This window comes from Microcystis panniformis FACHB-1757, from assembly GCF_001264245.1.
Lineage (GTDB): Bacteria > Cyanobacteriota > Cyanobacteriia > Cyanobacteriales > Microcystaceae > Microcystis > Microcystis panniformis.
On sequence record NZ_CP011339.1, the window covers coordinates 2,609,095 to 2,627,595 of the forward strand.

Genomic DNA, 18,501 nt, shown 5'->3' on the forward strand with positions numbered 1-18,501 from the left:
AACCTTGTATCTTGAGAAGTAGGCAACCCGTCCCAACCTAGGTAAAAAATACCGCTTTGTAGCTTGGGTGCCTATATTCTGAAAAAGGGCGTGGACATCCAGTTCAACCGAGGTGCTTGACACCGTTGGGTAGCCACCGGAGCCACGCCGTCATCCCGAGGAGACAAGCTCGAACAATCGCCCTTAGGATTAACCTCGTCTTCGCAAGGACGAGTTACCAAAGGGACAAAATAACTTAACCCCAGCATAAACGATGACAGAAGAAAAAACATGGGTAGGGATCGATGTCAGTAAAGAGGTTCTAGATATCTACGTGTTGCCGCAAGGTCTGACCTTGCAACAACCCAACAGCGACGTTGGCGTTCAATCGCTGATTGAACAATTACATCCTCTCTCACCGAGTTTGGTGGTGGTGGAATCGACGGGTGGATTAGAGCGCGCACTCGTATCGGGCTTACAAGCCGCCACCATACCGGTAGCGATCGCCAACCCCCGCAAGGTCAAAGGGTTTGCGACGGCATTGGGGAAAGCAAAAACGGACAAATTGGACGCACAGGTAATCGCTCAATTCGCACGAGCCGTGCAACCCCAACCCCAACCCGTGGTTGCCCCCCAAGCCCAACAATTGAGCGACCTAGTACGACGACGACAGCAGTTGGTGGAGATGCAGGTGGCGGAGAAAAACCGCCTCAGTCGTGCGTCTGAGACGGTGCAACTAGATATCAAAGCCCATATTGAGGAAATCCAACAGCGTATTGAAAGCCTCAACGAGCAGATTCAGTCCCTCGCCCAACAGCAAGCCGATTGGCAAGGCAAAAATGAAATCTTACAATCCGTTAAAGGGATCGGCAAAGTTTCATCTGCCCTATGTTTGGCGGAATTACCCGAGATGGGAACACTCTGGCGAAAAACAGATTGCCCGGCTGGTCGGGGTCGCTCCTATCAACCACGATAGTGGCCAGCACAAGGGTAAACGCATGATTTCGGGGGGACGCACCTCGGTTCGCTGTGGCTTGTACATGGCCACATTGGTAGCCATTCGTCATAACCCGGTGATTCGGAAGTTCTACGAACGGTTGTTGACCAATGGCAAGTTGAAAAAGGTGGCCTTAGTTGCCTGTATGAGGAAATTGCTGGTTATCCTCAATGCCATGATTCGTGATAATAAATGCTGGCAAGCACCCGCTTAGTCCAGTTTTCCGAACAATTTCATCGCTGACAAAACGGATGACTGGTGCCGTTACTTTGTCTTGCCTATTTGGGGTACAAAAGATTTTCTTTATTCCCCTTGACTTTTAAGACAATCGCTACTTTCTGATAACTGATAACTGATAACTGATAACTGACGGCTAATCCTACTTAATTTAACTTCAGATCAAGAGCGATGGGACATTCCACTTTCGTTCCCCCTAAACCACAGTAACCGCCGGGATTTTTCGCTAAATACTGCTGATGATAAACTTCAGCATAATAAAATTCAGGTGCGTCGATAATTTCCGTGGTAATTTGACCATGGCCGGCTTTATTGAGGGCTTCTTGGTAGATCGATCGAGATTTTTCCGCTAATTCCTTTTGCTGGGGACTATAGGTATAGATACCCGATCGATACTGAGTCCCCGTATCATTACCCTGACGCATTCCTTGGGTGGGATTATGACTTTCCCAGAAAACCTTTAACAGTTGTTCGTAGGAAATCACACTGGGATCATAGACCACTAAGACCACTTCATTATGCCCAGTCATGCCGGTACACACTTCCTGATAGGTGGGATTAGGGGTGATACCAGCCGCATAACCTACGGCCGTGGTGTAAACTCCTTCTAATTGCCAAAATTTGCGCTCTGCTCCCCAAAAACAGCCTAAACCAAACATTGCGGTTTCCATACCGCCGGGGAAGGGGGGCTGCAAAGGATGACCGTTAACGTAGTGGGTGCTAGGTACGGGCATTTTTTCCGATCGCCCGGGTAGGGCCTCCCTTACGGTGGGCAAAGTTAATTTTTTTCCGAATCCGAATAACACCATAATAAGAATTTGTCCAGAAAGTTTTACTTTACTTTACATTATCGCTTAATTTTGGCGATTTCAGTGATCAGTGATCAGAACTAAGGCTGCAGCCCAATTTTTGTCAATCTACTGATACCGTTTTTCTCAAGTAATGGCAGAGATGGTTAATTACCCTCACCCCCTACCCCCCCGACATCGGGGGGACAAGGGGGGGGTGGGAGAGGCGAGTAGGATGCCTGCCACGAATCAAGAAAAATGCTATCAGCCAATTACTTTGAGAGTTAAGCAGTAAGCGTTGGGGTGGTTGGGTGTCGCTTTTTCAATTGAATTAATACGTTTTCTCCTAAGTATTGTTTCGCTCAAACCAACCTACGAGGCTGCTCCGTAATTAGATTTAATTGGGCTAACCTACTTCCCAATTATGCTAACATCAAAGATAAGTATAAAACAGCCGAACGATTAAAGCGGGACTATTAGCTCTATATGGTGTTTAACTGTGGGACAATGTCGGAAGTTTATGTCATTCGAGATGCGGTTACGCTAGGACGGCAACCTGTTACAAGCATTGAACATTATCAGCTTGGACTAGAGGCAATTCTACGGCAGGATGAACGGGAATGAAGATCAGCAAAATTCAGATTAAAAATTTTAAGTCTTTTCAAAATGTTACCGTAGATCTAGATCCTGATTTTAATGTCTTTACTGGGGTTAATAATTCAGGAAAAACCAATTTGCTAGAGGCGATCGCTCTTTGGCATGAGTGTTTTAATAAGCTAATTCGGCAAGCGGGCAAAGGATATAAAGAGTTGTACAAAAAAGGTGATTATATTCTCGGTCATACAACAGAAAAATATTTTCCTTACGAAACTATTAAAACGGTTAGAACTTCAAATATTGACGATATCTTTTATCAACGTGATACAACTGCTCCTATTGAATTGTCTATTAATTTAAATAAAGAAAATATAAATTTAGAAATTGGTTTTTCTATCAAGACCTCTGGTTTAAATTATGTTATCGAGCTTTTGAATTATAACCAATATAACTTTAGAGGATTCAATGAGTTTTTTGAAAATTTTCCCAACCCTATTAGTGCATCTTTTGCTTCTCCTGTAGCTACCATCAGAACTGAGGAGAGATTTGTGACTCGTCCACAAATTATTGAATCTATTCAAAAAAGAGAGTCTGTTGAAGTTGTTCGTAATCGTTTATACAATCTTTATTATGATACCAATCGAAATGAAAATCTTTACAATAAATTTATTCGAGATTTATCATATATTCTCTTTAACGGCGATAAAAAAATTGAGTTTTTCCCTAAAAGTGATATCCAAAAAGATATAAAATCAGTGATTGATTATAAAATCGAGTCAAGAGACATTGAGAAAGATATTTCTCTATTGGGAAGTGGAACGTTACAAATTATTGTTATTTTATTGAATCTTTACGCACCAGAAAAAACTAGAGACCTAAACTTAATTTTATTTGATGAGCCTGATAGTCATATTCATCGGGATATTCAAAAACGTTTAATCGATACGGTTCTTAGATTTTCGACAAATACTCAAATCTTTTTAACAACTCATAATGAGACTCTAATTCGTCAGGTTCCTCTGTATCAGCTTTTTCATATTGAAAACAGACCCAACTATCACTATACTTCTGTGGTTAAAGATGAACATAGTTTAGATGTTGGCTCTCGTTTTAAAGGAATTTATCCCTCTAGTCTGAATCCGATTATTAGTTCTTTGGGTAATAGTAATGGTTTAGACTTTATCAATGCTATTGAGGCAGATCATATTTTATTTGTGGAAGGTCAGGATGATGCAAAAGCAATTTATACATTGTTACAAAAAATGACTTTAGGGGTAAATACCAAAAAATATGTCTTTTGGGTGATAGGTGGAGTCTCTCAAATTTTTAAGGATTTACCTAGTTATAAGACAGTTTTTCAGCAAATTAAGAATCAAGAAACGCTTTGGAGTAAGGCTTTTCTCGTCTTTGATCGTGATTTTATTGAGGATGATCACCGTGATAAGCTTATTGAAGCACTGGGTAGTCATTTTAAAATTCCAACTTATATCACTCCGTCTTATACTTTTGAGTCAATTTTATTAATGGATTTGATCAAGTTATCTCATCTACTAAAAAAATGGCTAGAAGCCAAAAAAGATGATATTAATGTTGATCGATCTGCTTTGGTACAATCCCTAGAGAATCATTATTTAACAATTATGCAACAAAAGCTAGAGAGTCTTGATGATAACTATATTGATGAGACTTGCCATCGGTATGCCAACGTCAGGGAACAACTAAGTAAAAGGGATTTTTTGAATAACCAAAATCCTATTAGAGAAAAGGATATTAGTCTAAATACTCTATTTAGGAGGTATTTAAAAACCATCAATGACAATCGTGAATTTTATAAAATGGCTAATAAAAATGATGTTCAAGCAATTATCAATCAAGTGACCAAACCTTATAATATAGAGTTCAATATTGAGCAAGATTTTATTTCATTACTCAATCTTGTTGATCGCTCGACTTGGTTTAATGAGTGGGATTTTTTAACCAAATTGTAAAATTTTAACCCTGATGACCTACCCTAAACGCCTGATCGAAGTTGACCTACCCATTAAGGGAATTTCTGCCCATGCGCGGCGGTAAAAATCGATTCGTCATGGGCATATTTCTACACTTCATAGCGCAGCTTGACGGTGGGAGTATGTCAATGAATTTGCCAAGCAAACTGATCACTGTTCACTGAAAAAAGCTGCGCCGCTGCCGGTTCAAATTAACCGAAGTGAGGCATAAGAGTCAAAACTCCCAAGTCTAAATCTTTACTATTGATCGATTTTGCCTCGTAGAGGGCTAACATATCGTTTAATTGGGGATTACCGCAGGAGGAACCAGTTACACCCATAGCAATAATCAAACCACAATAACCCTCGGTATTTTTGATGCGTTTTTGCCAATTGCGGCGCGCGGTACGGTGGTCGGGATCATCTTGCTCGAATTCCCCAAATAGATAAAGATCACCGTTAGCCATTTTCAGAATCCCCAGATCATAACGGGTATCTTCGAGGGGATCTTCGCCGGGGTTAAAACCAATAGCCTCCAAACCGCCAGCTTGTTCGATTTTTTCGATCAGTTCCTTGGCTTTCGGTCGGGAGGTCTGGATCATGACCACGGGGAAACCCTCCCCTTTTGTGGGTACGGATTGGGGTTGATAATGGATTTTCGGACGACTGCGAATTTTATCTAATAATTGCCAGGGAACCATTCCCAGACTCAGATGTGCATTATCGGGGACTAGATTTTCCTTGAGTACGGATTCTTCCTCATCATCCTCATCATCCTCATCGTCGTCCTCCTCCTCTAAGAGTTGCATAAATTCCGCACATAGATCGGGCATCGTGGCCACCGTCACGGCCACGGTTTCCCCTTTTGCTTGTTCGGGATCGAGGGGAATGCGAAAACGACGCTGTAATTCTCCGATCGGTTCTTCGGATAAAGCGGATTGATTGCCTTTAAAAAAGCGCAACAGAGCCATTAAAGCTAAATATACCGTGATTGCTTCTTCTTCATCCAAATAGGGGCGAATACCTTCGTAGGGATGCACGCTGCCGAAAACTGGATGGATCTGGGAAGGGGGAGCCGAGGCCAGATCGTAGTCATCCTCATCATCGTCCTCATCATCATCGGCCAATTCGTAGCTTAAAAACCAGCAATCTTGGGAAAGAAAGGCTTTTTCTAATCTTTCCATCGATTTTTCTTCTAAAGCGGACTGGCGGAATTGTTTGAGGGATGCTAGGGAACGATAGAGAATGACTCCGTATTCCCGACCGAGCATTCCCATGACACAGGCGTAAAGATGCGGGAAATCGGGGCGATCGAGCTTAATTTCCAAAATATCGTAATCAGCTAAACAGGACCAGGGTTCAGCTTTCCAAATTTCGTGAGCGGTTTTCACTAAAACGGACTGCCAAGCGGGAGGAATTGCTGGGGGGCGGTTATTTTGGAATTCGTCGAATCCACGAAAGAGATCATCGATCAGGGGCAAATTGGGGACATAATCGATGGTGATATCGAGATCTTGCAGTACCCCGCGCAGAAAAAACTGTGTTTCTCGATCACGGACGATAATTTTTTTCGGTCTAGCTGGCCGGGCGGGACTTTGCGGCGTTTCGATGGCACGGATTAAGGTTCTCACCATGGCCTCGGGCCCGGTTTCGGGGGAAACTACTTCCATAGAGCGTACACAGCCCTCGCTACCATCCACCCAGATCACGCACTCGCCACCGCTTTCTTGATTTGGTTCTAGGGTAGCCCGGGGCATTCTCTCGGATAAGGATAAAGCACGACGATCTCCTTCCCAAACACTGGGAATTTGTGGGATTTTTTTGAGGCGGCTTTGGGTGGTCCGGGGCAGAAGATTCATCGGGAAATTTAGGGGTAGCTGTGTTAGAATTTTAACCTTTTCTTTTCAAGGATTCCATAGAATCATTCTATCGATTTAGTCGATAACTTGATAAATAAACCGGAAACCTGACCAAGTTCCCAGATCAAAGGCGTATTCATCAATGACACTGCCAGAATTATCCATTTTTAGACCTAAATCTAATTTTAGATCGCTCCAGAAAGCTCTGGCTATTTCTAGGGGGTTAGTCAGGGTGAGCAGTTGGGTTGCTTCTCCCTTGAGGCTTTGAGTGGCATTGAGAAGGGTCAAGGTGTTCGGGAAAGGATGGCGACTGAGGATCAGTATATTCTCTCTGATGCCCTTGGGTTGACTAATTTTCCAATGCCCTTGGCCGGAATTGGGGATGGTGGCCTTGGTTTTGGCCGCCACGACAAAGGGGGCTAATGGGCTAGAATTGGTGAAATTATCGGGGTTTTCTGGACGGGAACAGTATAAAAGCGGTTGGCAATCGCTGTTGAGGACAAGGATCATTGCGTAGAGGGGTTGTTCTTCTTGATTTTCGATTTGATAGCGAATTTCTGTCCCGACGGGCAGAATTAAGTCATTTTTAGCGGTATTAATCCCCTTGCTACCCGCAATTTTTTGGGTTTGTACCGTCGAGATATAGGTTTGATCGAGGCTTTCCAGGGTGACAATGACGGCTAAACCGGAGGATTCTTGATTGATCAACAAGTGCCACAATTTGCAGGCCAGCAGGGTTTCTAGTTGGGATTGCAGTCGTTTGATCCCCGATTTAATGGCTTCGTTGGCCGCCCCTAAACTACCGATAATTAGGGAGCCATTGGCAGATAATAACTGATAATTGCCAGTTTCTTCGCCACCAACTCGACTTAAGAGACAATCTACCGTTTGTTCACCAATGTTAACCACGGCGGCCACATCGGGCAAACCGGCAAAGGTACTGGTGGCATCTACCCGTTCAATTCGGGTTAAGTTACTATCCAAACCGACGATTAAGCCGATTTGACTGGGAAAAACCCGCAATTTTTCCTGTAGAATCTGTCCTATTTCTAGGGAAGCAGCCGGGGATAATAATTGCGCTTTGGCTTTTAAACCCTGACGGGAGAGAATTTGTAGGCTGATTTCCTCCCCAGTCGCCCCAATAAAGCTCAAACAGGAGTTAATTCCGTAATTTTCTAGGATTTCTAAGGGCAGGCCGACCAGATTGACTTCTAGGGTGCGTTCATCAATAAGATTTGTAACAATTGCTGCGCCCCCCCTTGACGTTTCTGACGTTGTATGATAAGGCGGCGCAGAATTATTTTTTTGATTACTGGTTAGGATTGCCGGCTGCTGTTGTTCACTGCTGTGACTAGCGACAAGATTACGGAGATGGGGAAAAGCGATCGCAATTGTCGGACTGGGGCAAGCTTGCCAGAGATACTGGGTGAGATCATAGGTGAATAAGCCAGCATTGGGGCTATTGCCGCTCAATTCCAGGGCGATTTGCTCCGGTTTAGCGGCGGCGAGAATAACGCCGTTACTAGGCTTATTTTTGAGGTTAAAACGGGTTTTAATATCGGTAGCGAAAGTTAATTCGGCGGGGTTAAGATCAGTAAGGCTTTCGGGATAGGAACGAACGCGAAGATTACCGAGATAGGGCTGAGGTTGGGGGAGATGACTACTATCAAAAATCAAGCTAAACTTATCCGTAGCTAGACAGCGAGCCATCAGCAGGATATTTTCCTTAATTAAGGCATTTTCTGCCCCATGAGCAGTAATAAAAACCTCTTTTCGGTCCCCAACACTGCCATAACCGCTAAAGTGAAAAATTACCACATCCCCCGCCCTGGCTTGGGCGATCAGGTGTTCTAAAAAAGCCGCTTCGATCGCTTCTCGACTGGCTTTTTGTCCCGTTAAAGTTACTATATCAGCATCCTGAAAACCAAAACGATAACGGAGAAGGTCTTTTTGTAACTCCACATCGGTAAGACAACCGGGCAGCGGCGGAATATTCACCCCATACTGGTCAATACCGACTAAAAGAGCCAATTTTCGGGGATTAGGGGCGGCGAGAGCAGCCAAATGACGGTTAAGGGTTCCTTGACTAATCGCCAAAGTCAGCAACCCCCAACCTGTCTGCTGGATCAATTCTCGCCTAGTTATGTTCATGACTCTCGCATGGCCCGGATTAATTCGGCAGCCACTTCCGGACGGGAAAATTCTGGAGGTGGTAATTCTCCTTTACGCAGCAGTTCCCGGACTTTTGTTCCCGAAAGGTGTATTCTTTCTTCCGGTAAACTGGGGCTAGTTTTGGTGGTTGCCATTCCCGAAGTGCGGGTGCAGTAGAAAGCGTGTTCAAACTTCATCGGCACGATTCCCAATTCCCCCGGCTCGAACTCATCAAAGATATACTGGGCATCGTAGGTTCCGTAGTAGTCGCCGACTCCGGCATGGTCACGACCGACGATAAAATGGGTACAACCGTAGTTTTTACGGATAATAGCGTGGAAAATTGCTTCCCGGGGGCCGGCATAACGCATAGCTGAGGGGTTGATAGCTAGAATAACGCGATCTTGGGGGAAGTATTTATCCATCATGATCTCATAGCAACGCATCCGCACATCGGCCGGCACATCATCGCTTTTGGTAGCGCCGACAAGAGGATGCAAGAATAAACCATCTACCACTTCTAGGGCGCATTTTTGAATGTATTCGTGGGCCCGGTGGATGGGATTACGGGTTTGGAAACCGACAATTGTTTTCCAAGCTTTTTCGTGGAACATCTTGCGCGATTGCAGAGGATCGATCTGATATTTGGGAAACTGAGGATGAGGATCACGCTGAAGTAACCAAATTGGACCCGCGAGGTTAATTTCTCCCTGTTCGTAGAGGACTTTTACCCCGGGGTGTTTCTGGTCGTCGGTACGATAGACGTTAACTGCTTCGTGGGCCTTATTATAACGGTATTTTTGGGTTAGTTCCAGGACTCCGACAAAGTTGCCTTCGCTGTCATCTAAACGAATCCAGTTGCCTTCTTTGAGGGGATCCGCCACTTCTTCCCTAACGGAAAGAGTCACGGGAATTGCCCAGGGTAAACCATTGATTAGACGCATATCATCGACGACTTTTTCGTAGTCGTCCTGTTCCATAAAGCCTTTAAGGGGACTGAAACCACCAATAGCAATCATAACTAAATCCGAGAGCGATCGTTCATCTAGGGAAACTCGCGGTAGTTTTTCAGCTAGGGCCAGAAATTCAGCTTTTTCGGCAGCGGTAGCAATACGATTAATTAATTGCCCACCGTGGGGCGCGATTCCTTCGGTCAGTACAGTCATCGAAAAATTGGGTCTGAAACCCCGCCCTTTAGCGATAACGGAGGGCGGCTTTATATAAGTTAGCGAGAAACAATTAAACCGTTAGAACGACGGATTAACTGAATCTTGCTAACAGCTATCTGTCCCAATCGTTTCCAACTGGTATCGCTTACAGATAGCTGTTTTTCGGTATCTCCACTAACATAACCAATTCCTTTGGGAGAAGAAACTAAATCTCCTTTACGGAACCCATGTCTTGTGGTAGAGCCACCATATTTACGTCGTTTACCACCTTTAGAAAAAACCATCAGGTGAAGTTGACGACGACTAATAGGAGGACGTTTGATGACAGCAAAGGGAGCGTTTGTTACTTTAACAGAACCCTTCCAATCATATCCATGTCCATTATAATTGTGAAATTGCCAATAATCTAAAAATTGAAAACAGGCAAGAGCAATGCCATCGTTAGCATGGCTTTCGGGTGATTGTTCTGCTTTATTTTTGGACTTTTCTAGTCCCAAATGTTTTCTGAGATTAGAGGTTTGCCAACCAAAGCGAGTATGGACTGTTGCCAATTGAGATAGTTGCTCAATAGCCCATTTTTGTCCAACCATAACCGACGAGAAACCTTTTCCAGACTTAGCCCCTTTTCTACCGGAAGTTAAATCAATATCGGCTTTGACATACTCAAAGTAAATGTCAGTAATTGGATAGATTTTGGTTAGTTCGGAAACGACTCGAAGTTCAAGTTGACGATTAGCTCTGATTGAGGGGGCTAATTTTCCTTGTTTTCTATTTGAAAATCGTTTTTGTCGATGCGCTCTTAGATTAAAAGGAAGTTGACGGTTAATCCGTCTTCCTCTACGTCCTTTTCGCATTAACCGTCTATTGTCCATGCGCTCTCTTACTCGTTTAAAAGGAAGTTCTAAGTGAGCCTTCCAAAGAGTAAAAAGAGAGGATTGAACGCCAATTCCCGAAAATAATTTACCCGGGTCAATACCAATGGCAATCGGTTGGGTTTTGTTATCGGAAGGTTCATCGGTTAGCTGGACATAGAAAATATCTAAGTCGTTGAATTTGCCGATAGCTTTTCCTTCCTTAATCCACCGTCTGGCCCGACTGGGTTTGGTAGGCATTAACGGTTTTCCGTCTTTTGAGATAACAGGAACTCTTGCCATGGAGATAATCCTTAAGAGTGAAGTTAATGTCCCTTACCGCAACACAATCAAGATGTCTTGTCTAACAACGCTTTACCAATAAAGCTGAGAGGGAATCCGAACTAGGGAAGTATTCGGAGGTCTGTACCAGATTGTGTCTCGATGCGGTAGTCTCTACTTGCGTCGCCTAAATTGGTTTAGGCAAGCTCCGTCCCTTTTAGGGCGGGGTTAGTGACAAAAATTTCTTTACATTGTCACGGTTGATCCTATCAGAAGTTGGTTAACCATTAATCAAGGGGTTGGGACTAGCGATGATTTTCCAGTTGGAACAGTTTACAATAAGATTTGTAAAAATTTATAAATAATTATGAGCGAAAAAGTTGTCCTGATTGTCGGTGCTACGGGGGGTATCGGTGCCACTTTAGCGGGTAAACTAGCTGTTAATGGTCATAAACTCGTATTAGCGGCGAGAAATGCCGATAATTTATCTAATTTAGCTGGTGAGTTGTCTTGTCCTTCTTTAATTGTACCGACGGATATCACCAATCCGACTCAGGTGGAAACTTTGATGGCAAAAATTGTCTCCCATTACGGCCGGTTGGATGTGTTGGTTAATGCGGCCGGAGCCGGTGTGATGAAACAATATAATAAAATCACGCCGGAAGATTTAGATAAAATGCTCGACCTCAATCTCAAGGGGAGTTTTTATACCTGTCAGGCTGCGGCTAATGTGATGAAGGAAAATAAAGCTGGTCATATCTGTAATGTGGTGGGAATTTTGGGTAAGCATTCTATGGCTATGGCTGCCGCTTATTGTGCTTCTAAGTACGGGGTGGTGGGTTTTAGTAAATGTTTGGCCGATGAGTTAAAACGCTATGGTATTAAAATGACTTTATTCTATTTTGGTGGTGTCGATACTCCTTTTTGGGATCAGGTGAGCTTAAAAGTTGATCGCACTAAAATGTTAACCGCTCAAACCGCCGCCGATGCTATCTATTTTGCCATGAATGCTGAACCCCAAGCCGTCCCCATGGAAATTAATATTCAACCCGATAGTCATCTCTTTTTTTAGTCCTCAGGAGTCAGGAGTTGAGAGTTGGGGTTGTAGGGAGTTGGGGTTTTGGGGTATTAGTTGAAATTACCCTATCTCCTCACTCCCCCATTTCCCCATTTCCCCATTTCCCCATTTCCCCATTTCCCCATTTCCCCATTTCCCCATTTCCCCATTTCCCCATTTCCCCATTTCCCCATTTCCCCATTTCCCCATTTCCCACTTCATAATTCATAATTCATAATTCATAATTCCTAACACTCAACCACTTTTTTGACTTTATCTATGTTTATTGATCATATTCATTTTTATGTAGAATCGGCCAAAAAATGGCGAGATTGGTTTGTGCGGGTGATGGATTTTCAGGCGATCGCAAGTTTAGTTAATCTCCACACGCACACGGAAATAGTTGGCAATGGCATCCAAAAAGATAAAAATAAACAGATTATTTTTATCTTATCTTCTCCCTTAAATTCCCTTAGTCCCGTGGCGGAATTTTTAAGTAAATATCCTGAAGGGGTGGCGGATGTGGCTTTTCAAGTGGAGGATTTAGACGCTTTAGCTAGGAGAATTAAACTGGATATTTTTATTCAGGAAACTGTTTTGGCTAGGGGTAAGATAAAAAGCTGTCAAATCTCTAGCATTGCTAATCTCAAACATACATTAATTGAAAGACAGGGAATCACGCCAATTTTAGCCGATCCTAATCTGATTGAGTATGATAGTAAGGAACAATATAATCAGGATATTCTGGCAATTGATCATTTAGTTTTAAATGTGTTTCAGGGGAATTTAGAGTTAACATCCAATTGGTATGAGGAAAATTTAGGCTTTAAAAAACGGCAAGTTTTTACTATTAAAACGGAGCGTTCTGGTCTTTATTCGCAGGTACTTGTTCACCCTGAAACCGAATTAAAGTTACCAATTAATGAGCCAGATAGTAACAGTTCTCAAATTCAAGAATTTTTAGATATTAATCAAAAATCTGGTATTCAACACATTGCTTTAAAAACAGAAAACATTGTAAACTTAACTCAAAAATTAAGAGAAAAAAAGGTAGAATTTTTATCAGTTCCCGACAGTTATTATCGACAAATTAACTATCAAAAAAAAGATTTTAATATTGCTGATTGGGAATGGTCAGAAATTAAAAAAAATGAAATTCTCATTGACTTTGAACAAAATAGTCATTCCCTCCAGGAAAAGCCAACTTTACTGCAAATTTTCACTAAACCAATTTTTTCTCAGCCAACTTTCTTTTTTGAATTAATCGAGCGACGTCATGCCGCTAGAGGTTTTGGAGAAGGCAACTTCCGGGCTTTATTTGAAGCGATCGAACGGGAACAAATACAGCGAGGAACTTTAGATTAGAATCAGAAAAGCGAGCATTTGGCTCTTCTGGTTTCTGTGTGTAAACGAGGTCTATACTGATAGTTTCTTCTTTCAAAATAGTCCTAAAAGTCTTGCCCAGTAAGCATTTAACCTTACATAAGCAAAAATTATCACACAAAGTCGAGAAGAGCGAGCATTTTTCCCGTCAGACTAAGTAGGTAGGTGTTAAAAGTTTTCAGATCCCCCCGCCTATCGGCACCCCCCTTATCAAGGGGGGCAGGGGGGATCGAACCTAAAATCCATTTTTAGTTTAATTATAACCAGCTACTTATCAACGATGACGTAATTCAATCACATCTTTTTTGATCGTGACATCATAGGAACCAAAAAAGGTTTGTCCTAAGAGTCCTAATCCTTCCATTTGGGGAGAAATACCAACAATCTGATTAGATAAAGCCACCTCGCCAACTTTAACAGAATTAATGCGACCAAGATAAACAGTAACGACACCGCCGGCGGTATGAGCGACTACTTCCTTTTCCCGTTTGACTTTCATCGCTTTCGCCATGGCATCGGTGAGGACGATGCCACTAGCACCTGTATCAAAAAGCATTTCATAATAGTGACGGTTATTAAAAACCACCATCACCGTGGGAATGCCGTTAACCCGGCGTTGAATCGGTAGCTGATAAACTTGCGGGGAATTTTTCCTATTTCTAGATGAACTGCCACAGAGACGGCTAAGGTCTATGTGTTGTCCATCTGCTCTTTGGAGAAAGCATTCCGATTGAGCGAGAGTCGTAGGGGTGAAGGGAAATAACAGCAGGGTGCTGGACAATGCGATCACAGAAAGAGACTTATTCATGGGTTCAACATCGAGAAGACCGACTCGGAAAAGAACGATTCTAGTTCTAGAATTCCCCAAAAATGCGGGAAAATAACAGGAGTTTAACCCGGAGGCCAAGCCATTATGCGATCGCCTAAAAGATGGACATGAAGATGATCGACGGTTTGACCCCCATGTTCCCCATTATTGATCACTACTCGATAACCTTGACTTAATTTAGCTTCGGCGGCCACTTTTTTAACAGTTAGTAACAAATGTCCCAATAGATCTCGATCGCTGTCGCTGGCTTCCTCTAGTTTCGGAATCGGTTTTTTGGGGATAATGAGGATATGGGTGGGTGCTTGGGGATTAACATCTCGAAAAGCGAGAACCAGATCATCTTCATAAACGATCGAGGCAGGAATTTCTTTGCGGATAATTTTGCTAAAAATAGTCTCACTCATAGACAGATTACTTTTTTTTTCAACTATACCATTAAGCTCTCAGCTTTTCTGGCTAGGTTATCCCGAGAAATAGGCTGATTTTCAGGGTAAATTCCCAGATAAAATCATTTTTATGCGGAAAACTAGCCGAACATCCTGTTTCATTTTCCTAAGAACTCACTTTATTTTTACTTGAGCCAAAATGTTAGCAAGGGTTTGGAGTGCGGCAATTATCGGCATCGATGCCATTAAAATCGGGGTAGAAGTGGATGTATCGGGGGGATTACCCGGAATTGCCGTGGTGGGTTTACCCGATACCGCCGTGCAGGAGTCGAAAGAAAGGGTAAAAGCTTCCCTAAAAAATGCTGGATTTGCCTTTCCCATCCGCAAAATTGTCATCAATTTAAGTCCCGCCGATATCCGCAAAGAGGGGCCGATTTATGATTTACCGATTAGTATCGGCATTTTAGGGGCTTCCGAACAGGTAGAAGCCGATTTATTGGGGGATTTTCTCTTTTTAGGCGAATTATCCCTCGATGGTAGTTTGCGTGCCGTGGCGGGGGTTTTACCCATTGCTGCCGCCGCCGAAAAAATGGGGATCAAGGGTTTAGTGGTTCCCGCCGATAATGCCAAAGAAGCGGCCGTAGTTAAAGGCGTACAAGTGTATGGGTTTCGTCATCTATCGGAAGTGGTAAATTTCTTAAATGAACCCGATCGCTATTCACCGATGACTTTTAACGCTGCCGAGGAATTTGGGCGATCGCGGGTAAATCTCCCCGATCTCAAGGATGTCAAAGGTCAAGCCATTGGCCGGCGGGCCCTGGAAATTGCCGCAGCTGGAGGTCATAACCTAATTTTTGTCGGTCCCCCGGGCAGCGGTAAAACCATGTTAGCGCGACGTTTACCCGGTATTCTGCCCCAGCTTACCTTTGCCGAATCCCTAGAAGTCTCCCAGATTCATTCCGTCGCCGGATTACTGAAGGATCGAGGTTCTCTGGTGCGCGAGCGTCCTTTTCGCAGTCCCCATCACTCCGCTTCCGGAGCGGCGCTGGTGGGAGGTGGCACTTATCCCCGACCGGGAGAAATCTCCCTTTCCCACCGTGGTATTTTATTTTTGGACGAATTAACGGAATTTAAGCGCAGTGTCTTGGAATATCTCCGGCAACCCCTAGAGGATGGTTATGTGAGCATTTCTCGCACTCGTCTTTCCGTCGCTTTTCCGGCCCGTTTTACCCTGGTGGCGAGTACCAATCCCTGTCCCTGCGGTTATTACGGCGATTCGGTGCAACCCTGCAGCTGTTCACCGCGACAACGGGAACAATATTGGGCGAAATTATCGGGGCCGCTTTTAGACCGTATTGACCTACAAGTGACGGTAAATCGCCTGAAACCGGAAGAAATGACCCAAGAGAGTCGGGGAGAAGCTTCTGAGCAAGTGCGGCAACGGGTAGAAAGGGCCAGACAAAAGGCCAGCGATCGCTTTCAAGATACTGGGATTCGCTCTAACGCGGAGATGAATTCCGAGCATTTGCGGCGTTTTTGCGCTCTTGATCAGAGCAGTCGCCATATTTTAGAAGGGGCAATCCGAAAATTGGGTTTATCGGCCCGAGCAATGGATCGCATTCTCAAAGTTGCCCGCACCATTGCCGATTTAGGAGATAGTGAAATGCTGAAAAGTTCCCACGTTGCCGAAGCAATTCAGTATCGCACTCTCGATCGTTTAAGTTAGGGTTTGCGGCAAAAAGTTTGTTGGTGGGGTTAGGAGTCGGTCGTCAGGATTCAGGAGGCAGGAGGCAGGAGTTGAGAGTTGGGGTTTTAGGGAGTTGGGGTTTTAGGGTTTTGGGGTATTAGTTGAAATTCTCCTATCTCCCCACTCCCCCACTCCCCCATTTCCCAATTCATAATTCCCCCATTTCCCCATTTCCCCATTTCCCCATTTCCCCATTTCCCCATCACCCTCTTTCAAGTCAGGAGTCAGGAATCGGGCGATTCTAAGCGTTTTTGCCATTCTCGATCGATTTTATCCGAGCGCTCGATCTCTTGTTCGAGATAGTCTTGATCGGTAGAATAACTAATATCAGCATCCCTAATCACTTTTTGGTCAGCGAATTGACGAGAGTAGGCCAGTTTTTGCTCTAATTCAGGATTATTTTGGGCTAATAAATCTGCTCTTTTTTCTCGCTGTTGATTGCGTTGATTAACCCGCTCATTTCTCCACTGTAAAAAGAAATAACGACCGAGGGGAATCCCCAAAAAAGCAGCGGCATAACTGAGGAGAAAACCGTAGATTCCTGTGACTATCGACCCCAGAGAACCGCTCAAATCCACACTATCACTGTTGAGCAAAGATCCTAAAACTAAAGCGAGGATAAAGTTAACCACCCCTAAACCTAAAGCTAGGATAATTTGACCGCTATCTGCTTCGCTAAACTTCCAGCGTTTTTCCTTTAGATAGGGGGAAACTGTTTGTAATTTTCTCTCTTTGGTTGTCACCTGTAGATCGGGAAAATAATAGATAATATCGCCTCGATCGGACACTTGCGGCAACCCATTAAAGCGAGTTAAAACTGGGAGTATATAGTCTTCTGTCTCCTCATGACTAGGGGTAATACTATCGAGATAGGGGGCAATTTGTGGAGCGATAATCGAGCCACGATTATTTTGAATTACTTTACCGATAGTTTGCCAGCGTCTCTCCTCTAAATTAAAATTAGGATCACCATCGCCAAAAAGAAAAGAAAAAACTGCCTCGAGAAAATTCATCTTACTAGAGGGTTTTTCTGCCTTAACTTCCCTATCTCTTCTTTCGTAGTAGTTATTACCAAAATCGGGATAAAAAATCCAGAAAAAGTCCGTGGGAAAGAAGTTAACATTAATGTTGTTGTTTCCAGAATTATTATCCGAGTCACTATCTTTAAACATTGAGGCTATCAGGATCGCCAGAATAGCAAACAAGAGGATTAAAATCGAAATAATTAAGACAATGCCAAAGGAAATGCGAATAACATAAAAAACTACTTTCCAGATTTTACTGGCGAAAGCTTTTAACTGCAATTGCCAATATTTATTCAGGAGAATCGAGCGAAAATTTTCGGGGAAAAGATAGATAATCTCCCCCGTGTCTGCTACCTGTAAATGTCCCCCCGCTTCCGCAGCTAAAGCTAATAATCCCTGTTGTGCAGCGTTAATCTCTAAACCCGATTTTGCCGCCACATCACCCACCGTAACCCGATAGCCTAATTTTTCGATCGATTGTAATAGAGACTCTTGGGGATTCATAGAAAATACTGTTCCTGTCGATTATCCTATTTTCTAGTTTAGTTTTGATTTTGTCTTTTTGGCAGCGGCTATCTTGATTGACAGGTGCGGCATTTTCGACTCGATCGAGAAAATATCGTTATAATTGTTCCAATAGTCGCAAAAAGCAGGGCTAAACTGTATAAATAGTTACTTTATAAGCAATTATCAGAGGTGAGCATGAATGCGTCGGAACAGGCAAAAGGATTAGAATTAACGGCGAAGATCGCCACACTCGTCAACCTGTTTAAGCAACAATTCCCCGATGCAAAGGCAGATCTGAAACCTTGGCGCAATGATCCCCACACAAGGGAGTTAACGGACCCCGACTCGATCGATATCGCTTTCCATTTTCCTGGTTGGAGTCCCAGAATTCAAGGGCGCAGTATTCTGGTACAAATCCGTTTTCATCTCGATAGCGAGGATCAGCATCAGCGTTTGATTGGCTTAGAAATGCAGGCTTTTAACCATCAAGGAACCGCTTGGCGACTATCTACGGTGGAAAATTGGCAATTAGTCGGTAATTATCAACCTTCTGCTAAGGTGGCTGATAAGTTAAAATATTTCAGCCGGCAGGTGTTTGAAGTTTTTAAAAATGAGCATCGATAAGGCTCTTTCGGCACTCTCGGCAAAAGATCGTTATTCGATCGAGAT

General features: G+C 43.5%; 16 protein-coding genes and 1 pseudogene. 7 read left to right on the forward strand and 10 right to left on the reverse strand.

What is annotated here, in order from left to right:
* The first annotated feature begins 253 nt into the window (after nucleotides 1-253).
* A pseudogene (locus tag VL20_RS12615) lies at nucleotides 254-1,190 on the forward strand (IS110-like element ISMae40 family transposase).
* A 169-nt stretch (nucleotides 1,191-1,359) separates the two neighbouring features.
* Here the strand turns inward: VL20_RS12615 and msrA are convergent.
* Nucleotides 1,360-2,022, reverse strand: coding sequence for a peptide-methionine (S)-S-oxide reductase MsrA (gene msrA, locus VL20_RS12625; RefSeq protein WP_052276695.1), 663 nt, complete (start codon nucleotides 2,020-2,022; stop codon nucleotides 1,360-1,362).
* A gap of 465 nt (nucleotides 2,023-2,487) precedes the next feature.
* Here msrA and VL20_RS31165 point away from each other — a divergent pair, with 465 nt between their 5' ends.
* Nucleotides 2,488-2,625: a hypothetical protein gene (locus VL20_RS31165; protein ID WP_158499346.1), complete on the forward strand. Its 138-nt coding sequence runs from the start codon at nucleotides 2,488-2,490 to the stop codon at nucleotides 2,623-2,625.
* A complete protein-coding gene (locus VL20_RS12630; protein WP_052276696.1) occupies nucleotides 2,622-4,586 on the forward strand; it encodes an ATP-dependent nuclease in 1,965 nt (654 codons plus the stop codon). The genes VL20_RS31165 and VL20_RS12630 overlap by 4 nt, the downstream gene beginning before the upstream one ends.
* Nucleotides 4,587-4,798: 212 nt before the next feature.
* Here the strand turns inward: VL20_RS12630 and VL20_RS12635 are convergent, their stop codons facing one another.
* From VL20_RS12635 to VL20_RS12650, 4 genes are all read right to left on the reverse strand, one after another.
* Entirely contained in the window at nucleotides 4,799-6,445 is a 1,647-nt protein-coding gene (locus VL20_RS12635) for a DUF6930 domain-containing protein (protein WP_052276697.1), read from the reverse strand.
* 75 nt (nucleotides 6,446-6,520) lie between these two features.
* Nucleotides 6,521-8,596: a caspase family protein gene (locus VL20_RS12640; RefSeq protein WP_052276698.1), complete on the reverse strand. Its 2,076-nt coding sequence runs from the start codon at nucleotides 8,594-8,596 to the stop codon at nucleotides 6,521-6,523.
* Nucleotides 8,593-9,762 (reverse strand): sulfate adenylyltransferase, encoded by a 1,170-nt coding sequence (sat, locus tag VL20_RS12645; RefSeq protein WP_052276699.1) that lies wholly within the window; start codon nucleotides 9,760-9,762, stop codon nucleotides 8,593-8,595. Before sat ends, VL20_RS12640 begins: the two co-directional genes overlap by 4 nt.
* 59 nt (nucleotides 9,763-9,821) lie before the next feature.
* The gene (locus tag VL20_RS12650) at nucleotides 9,822-10,919 is read right to left on the reverse strand and encodes an RRXRR domain-containing protein (RefSeq protein WP_052276700.1); all 1,098 of its coding nucleotides are present in this window, start codon (nucleotides 10,917-10,919) and stop codon (nucleotides 9,822-9,824) included.
* 346 nt (nucleotides 10,920-11,265) lie between these two features.
* On the opposite strand from VL20_RS12650, the gene VL20_RS12655 reads away from it, so the two are divergent.
* Nucleotides 11,266-11,970 (forward strand): SDR family oxidoreductase, encoded by a 705-nt coding sequence (locus VL20_RS12655; RefSeq protein WP_052276701.1) that lies wholly within the window; start codon nucleotides 11,266-11,268, stop codon nucleotides 11,968-11,970.
* A 79-nt stretch (nucleotides 11,971-12,049) separates the two neighbouring features.
* Here the strand turns inward: VL20_RS12655 and VL20_RS32675 are convergent, their stop codons facing one another.
* Nucleotides 12,050-12,184 (reverse strand): hypothetical protein, encoded by a 135-nt coding sequence (locus tag VL20_RS32675; RefSeq protein WP_284526134.1) that lies wholly within the window; start codon nucleotides 12,182-12,184, stop codon nucleotides 12,050-12,052.
* Nucleotides 12,185-12,234: 50 nt separating this feature from the next.
* Between VL20_RS32675 and hppD the strand changes: the two genes are divergently transcribed.
* Nucleotides 12,235-13,320 (forward strand): 4-hydroxyphenylpyruvate dioxygenase, encoded by a 1,086-nt coding sequence (hppD, locus tag VL20_RS12660; RefSeq protein ID WP_052276702.1) that lies wholly within the window; start codon nucleotides 12,235-12,237, stop codon nucleotides 13,318-13,320.
* Nucleotides 13,321-13,612: 292 nt separating this feature from the next.
* Here hppD and VL20_RS12665 read toward each other — a convergent pair whose 3' ends face one another.
* Together VL20_RS12665 and VL20_RS12670 are read right to left on the reverse strand one after the other, a co-directional pair.
* Nucleotides 13,613-14,146, reverse strand: a complete 534-nt coding sequence (locus VL20_RS12665; protein ID WP_052278454.1) for a retropepsin-like aspartic protease family protein — start codon at nucleotides 14,144-14,146, stop codon at nucleotides 13,613-13,615.
* Nucleotides 14,147-14,229: 83 nt separating this feature from the next.
* Entirely contained in the window at nucleotides 14,230-14,571 is a 342-nt protein-coding gene (locus VL20_RS12670; protein ID WP_002757854.1) for a histidine triad nucleotide-binding protein, read from the reverse strand.
* Nucleotides 14,572-14,752: 181 nt separating this feature from the next.
* On the opposite strand from VL20_RS12670, the gene VL20_RS12675 reads away from it, so the two are divergent.
* Nucleotides 14,753-16,279, forward strand: coding sequence for a YifB family Mg chelatase-like AAA ATPase (locus tag VL20_RS12675; protein WP_002743838.1), 1,527 nt, complete (start codon nucleotides 14,753-14,755; stop codon nucleotides 16,277-16,279).
* A gap of 102 nt (nucleotides 16,280-16,381) precedes the next feature.
* On the opposite strand, the gene VL20_RS31170 is transcribed toward VL20_RS12675, so the two are convergent.
* Both VL20_RS31170 and VL20_RS12680 read right to left on the reverse strand, forming a co-directional pair.
* Nucleotides 16,382-16,558: a hypothetical protein gene (locus VL20_RS31170; protein ID WP_162490490.1), complete on the reverse strand. Its 177-nt coding sequence runs from the start codon at nucleotides 16,556-16,558 to the stop codon at nucleotides 16,382-16,384.
* Nucleotides 16,525-17,829: a hypothetical protein gene (locus VL20_RS12680; RefSeq protein WP_052276703.1), complete on the reverse strand. Its 1,305-nt coding sequence runs from the start codon at nucleotides 17,827-17,829 to the stop codon at nucleotides 16,525-16,527. Before VL20_RS12680 ends, VL20_RS31170 begins: the two co-directional genes overlap by 34 nt.
* A 198-nt stretch (nucleotides 17,830-18,027) precedes the next feature.
* Here VL20_RS12680 and VL20_RS12685 point away from each other — a divergent pair, with 198 nt between their 5' ends.
* Nucleotides 18,028-18,456 (forward strand): hypothetical protein, encoded by a 429-nt coding sequence (locus VL20_RS12685; RefSeq protein ID WP_002798813.1) that lies wholly within the window; start codon nucleotides 18,028-18,030, stop codon nucleotides 18,454-18,456.
* Nucleotides 18,457-18,501: the final 45 nt, after the last annotated feature.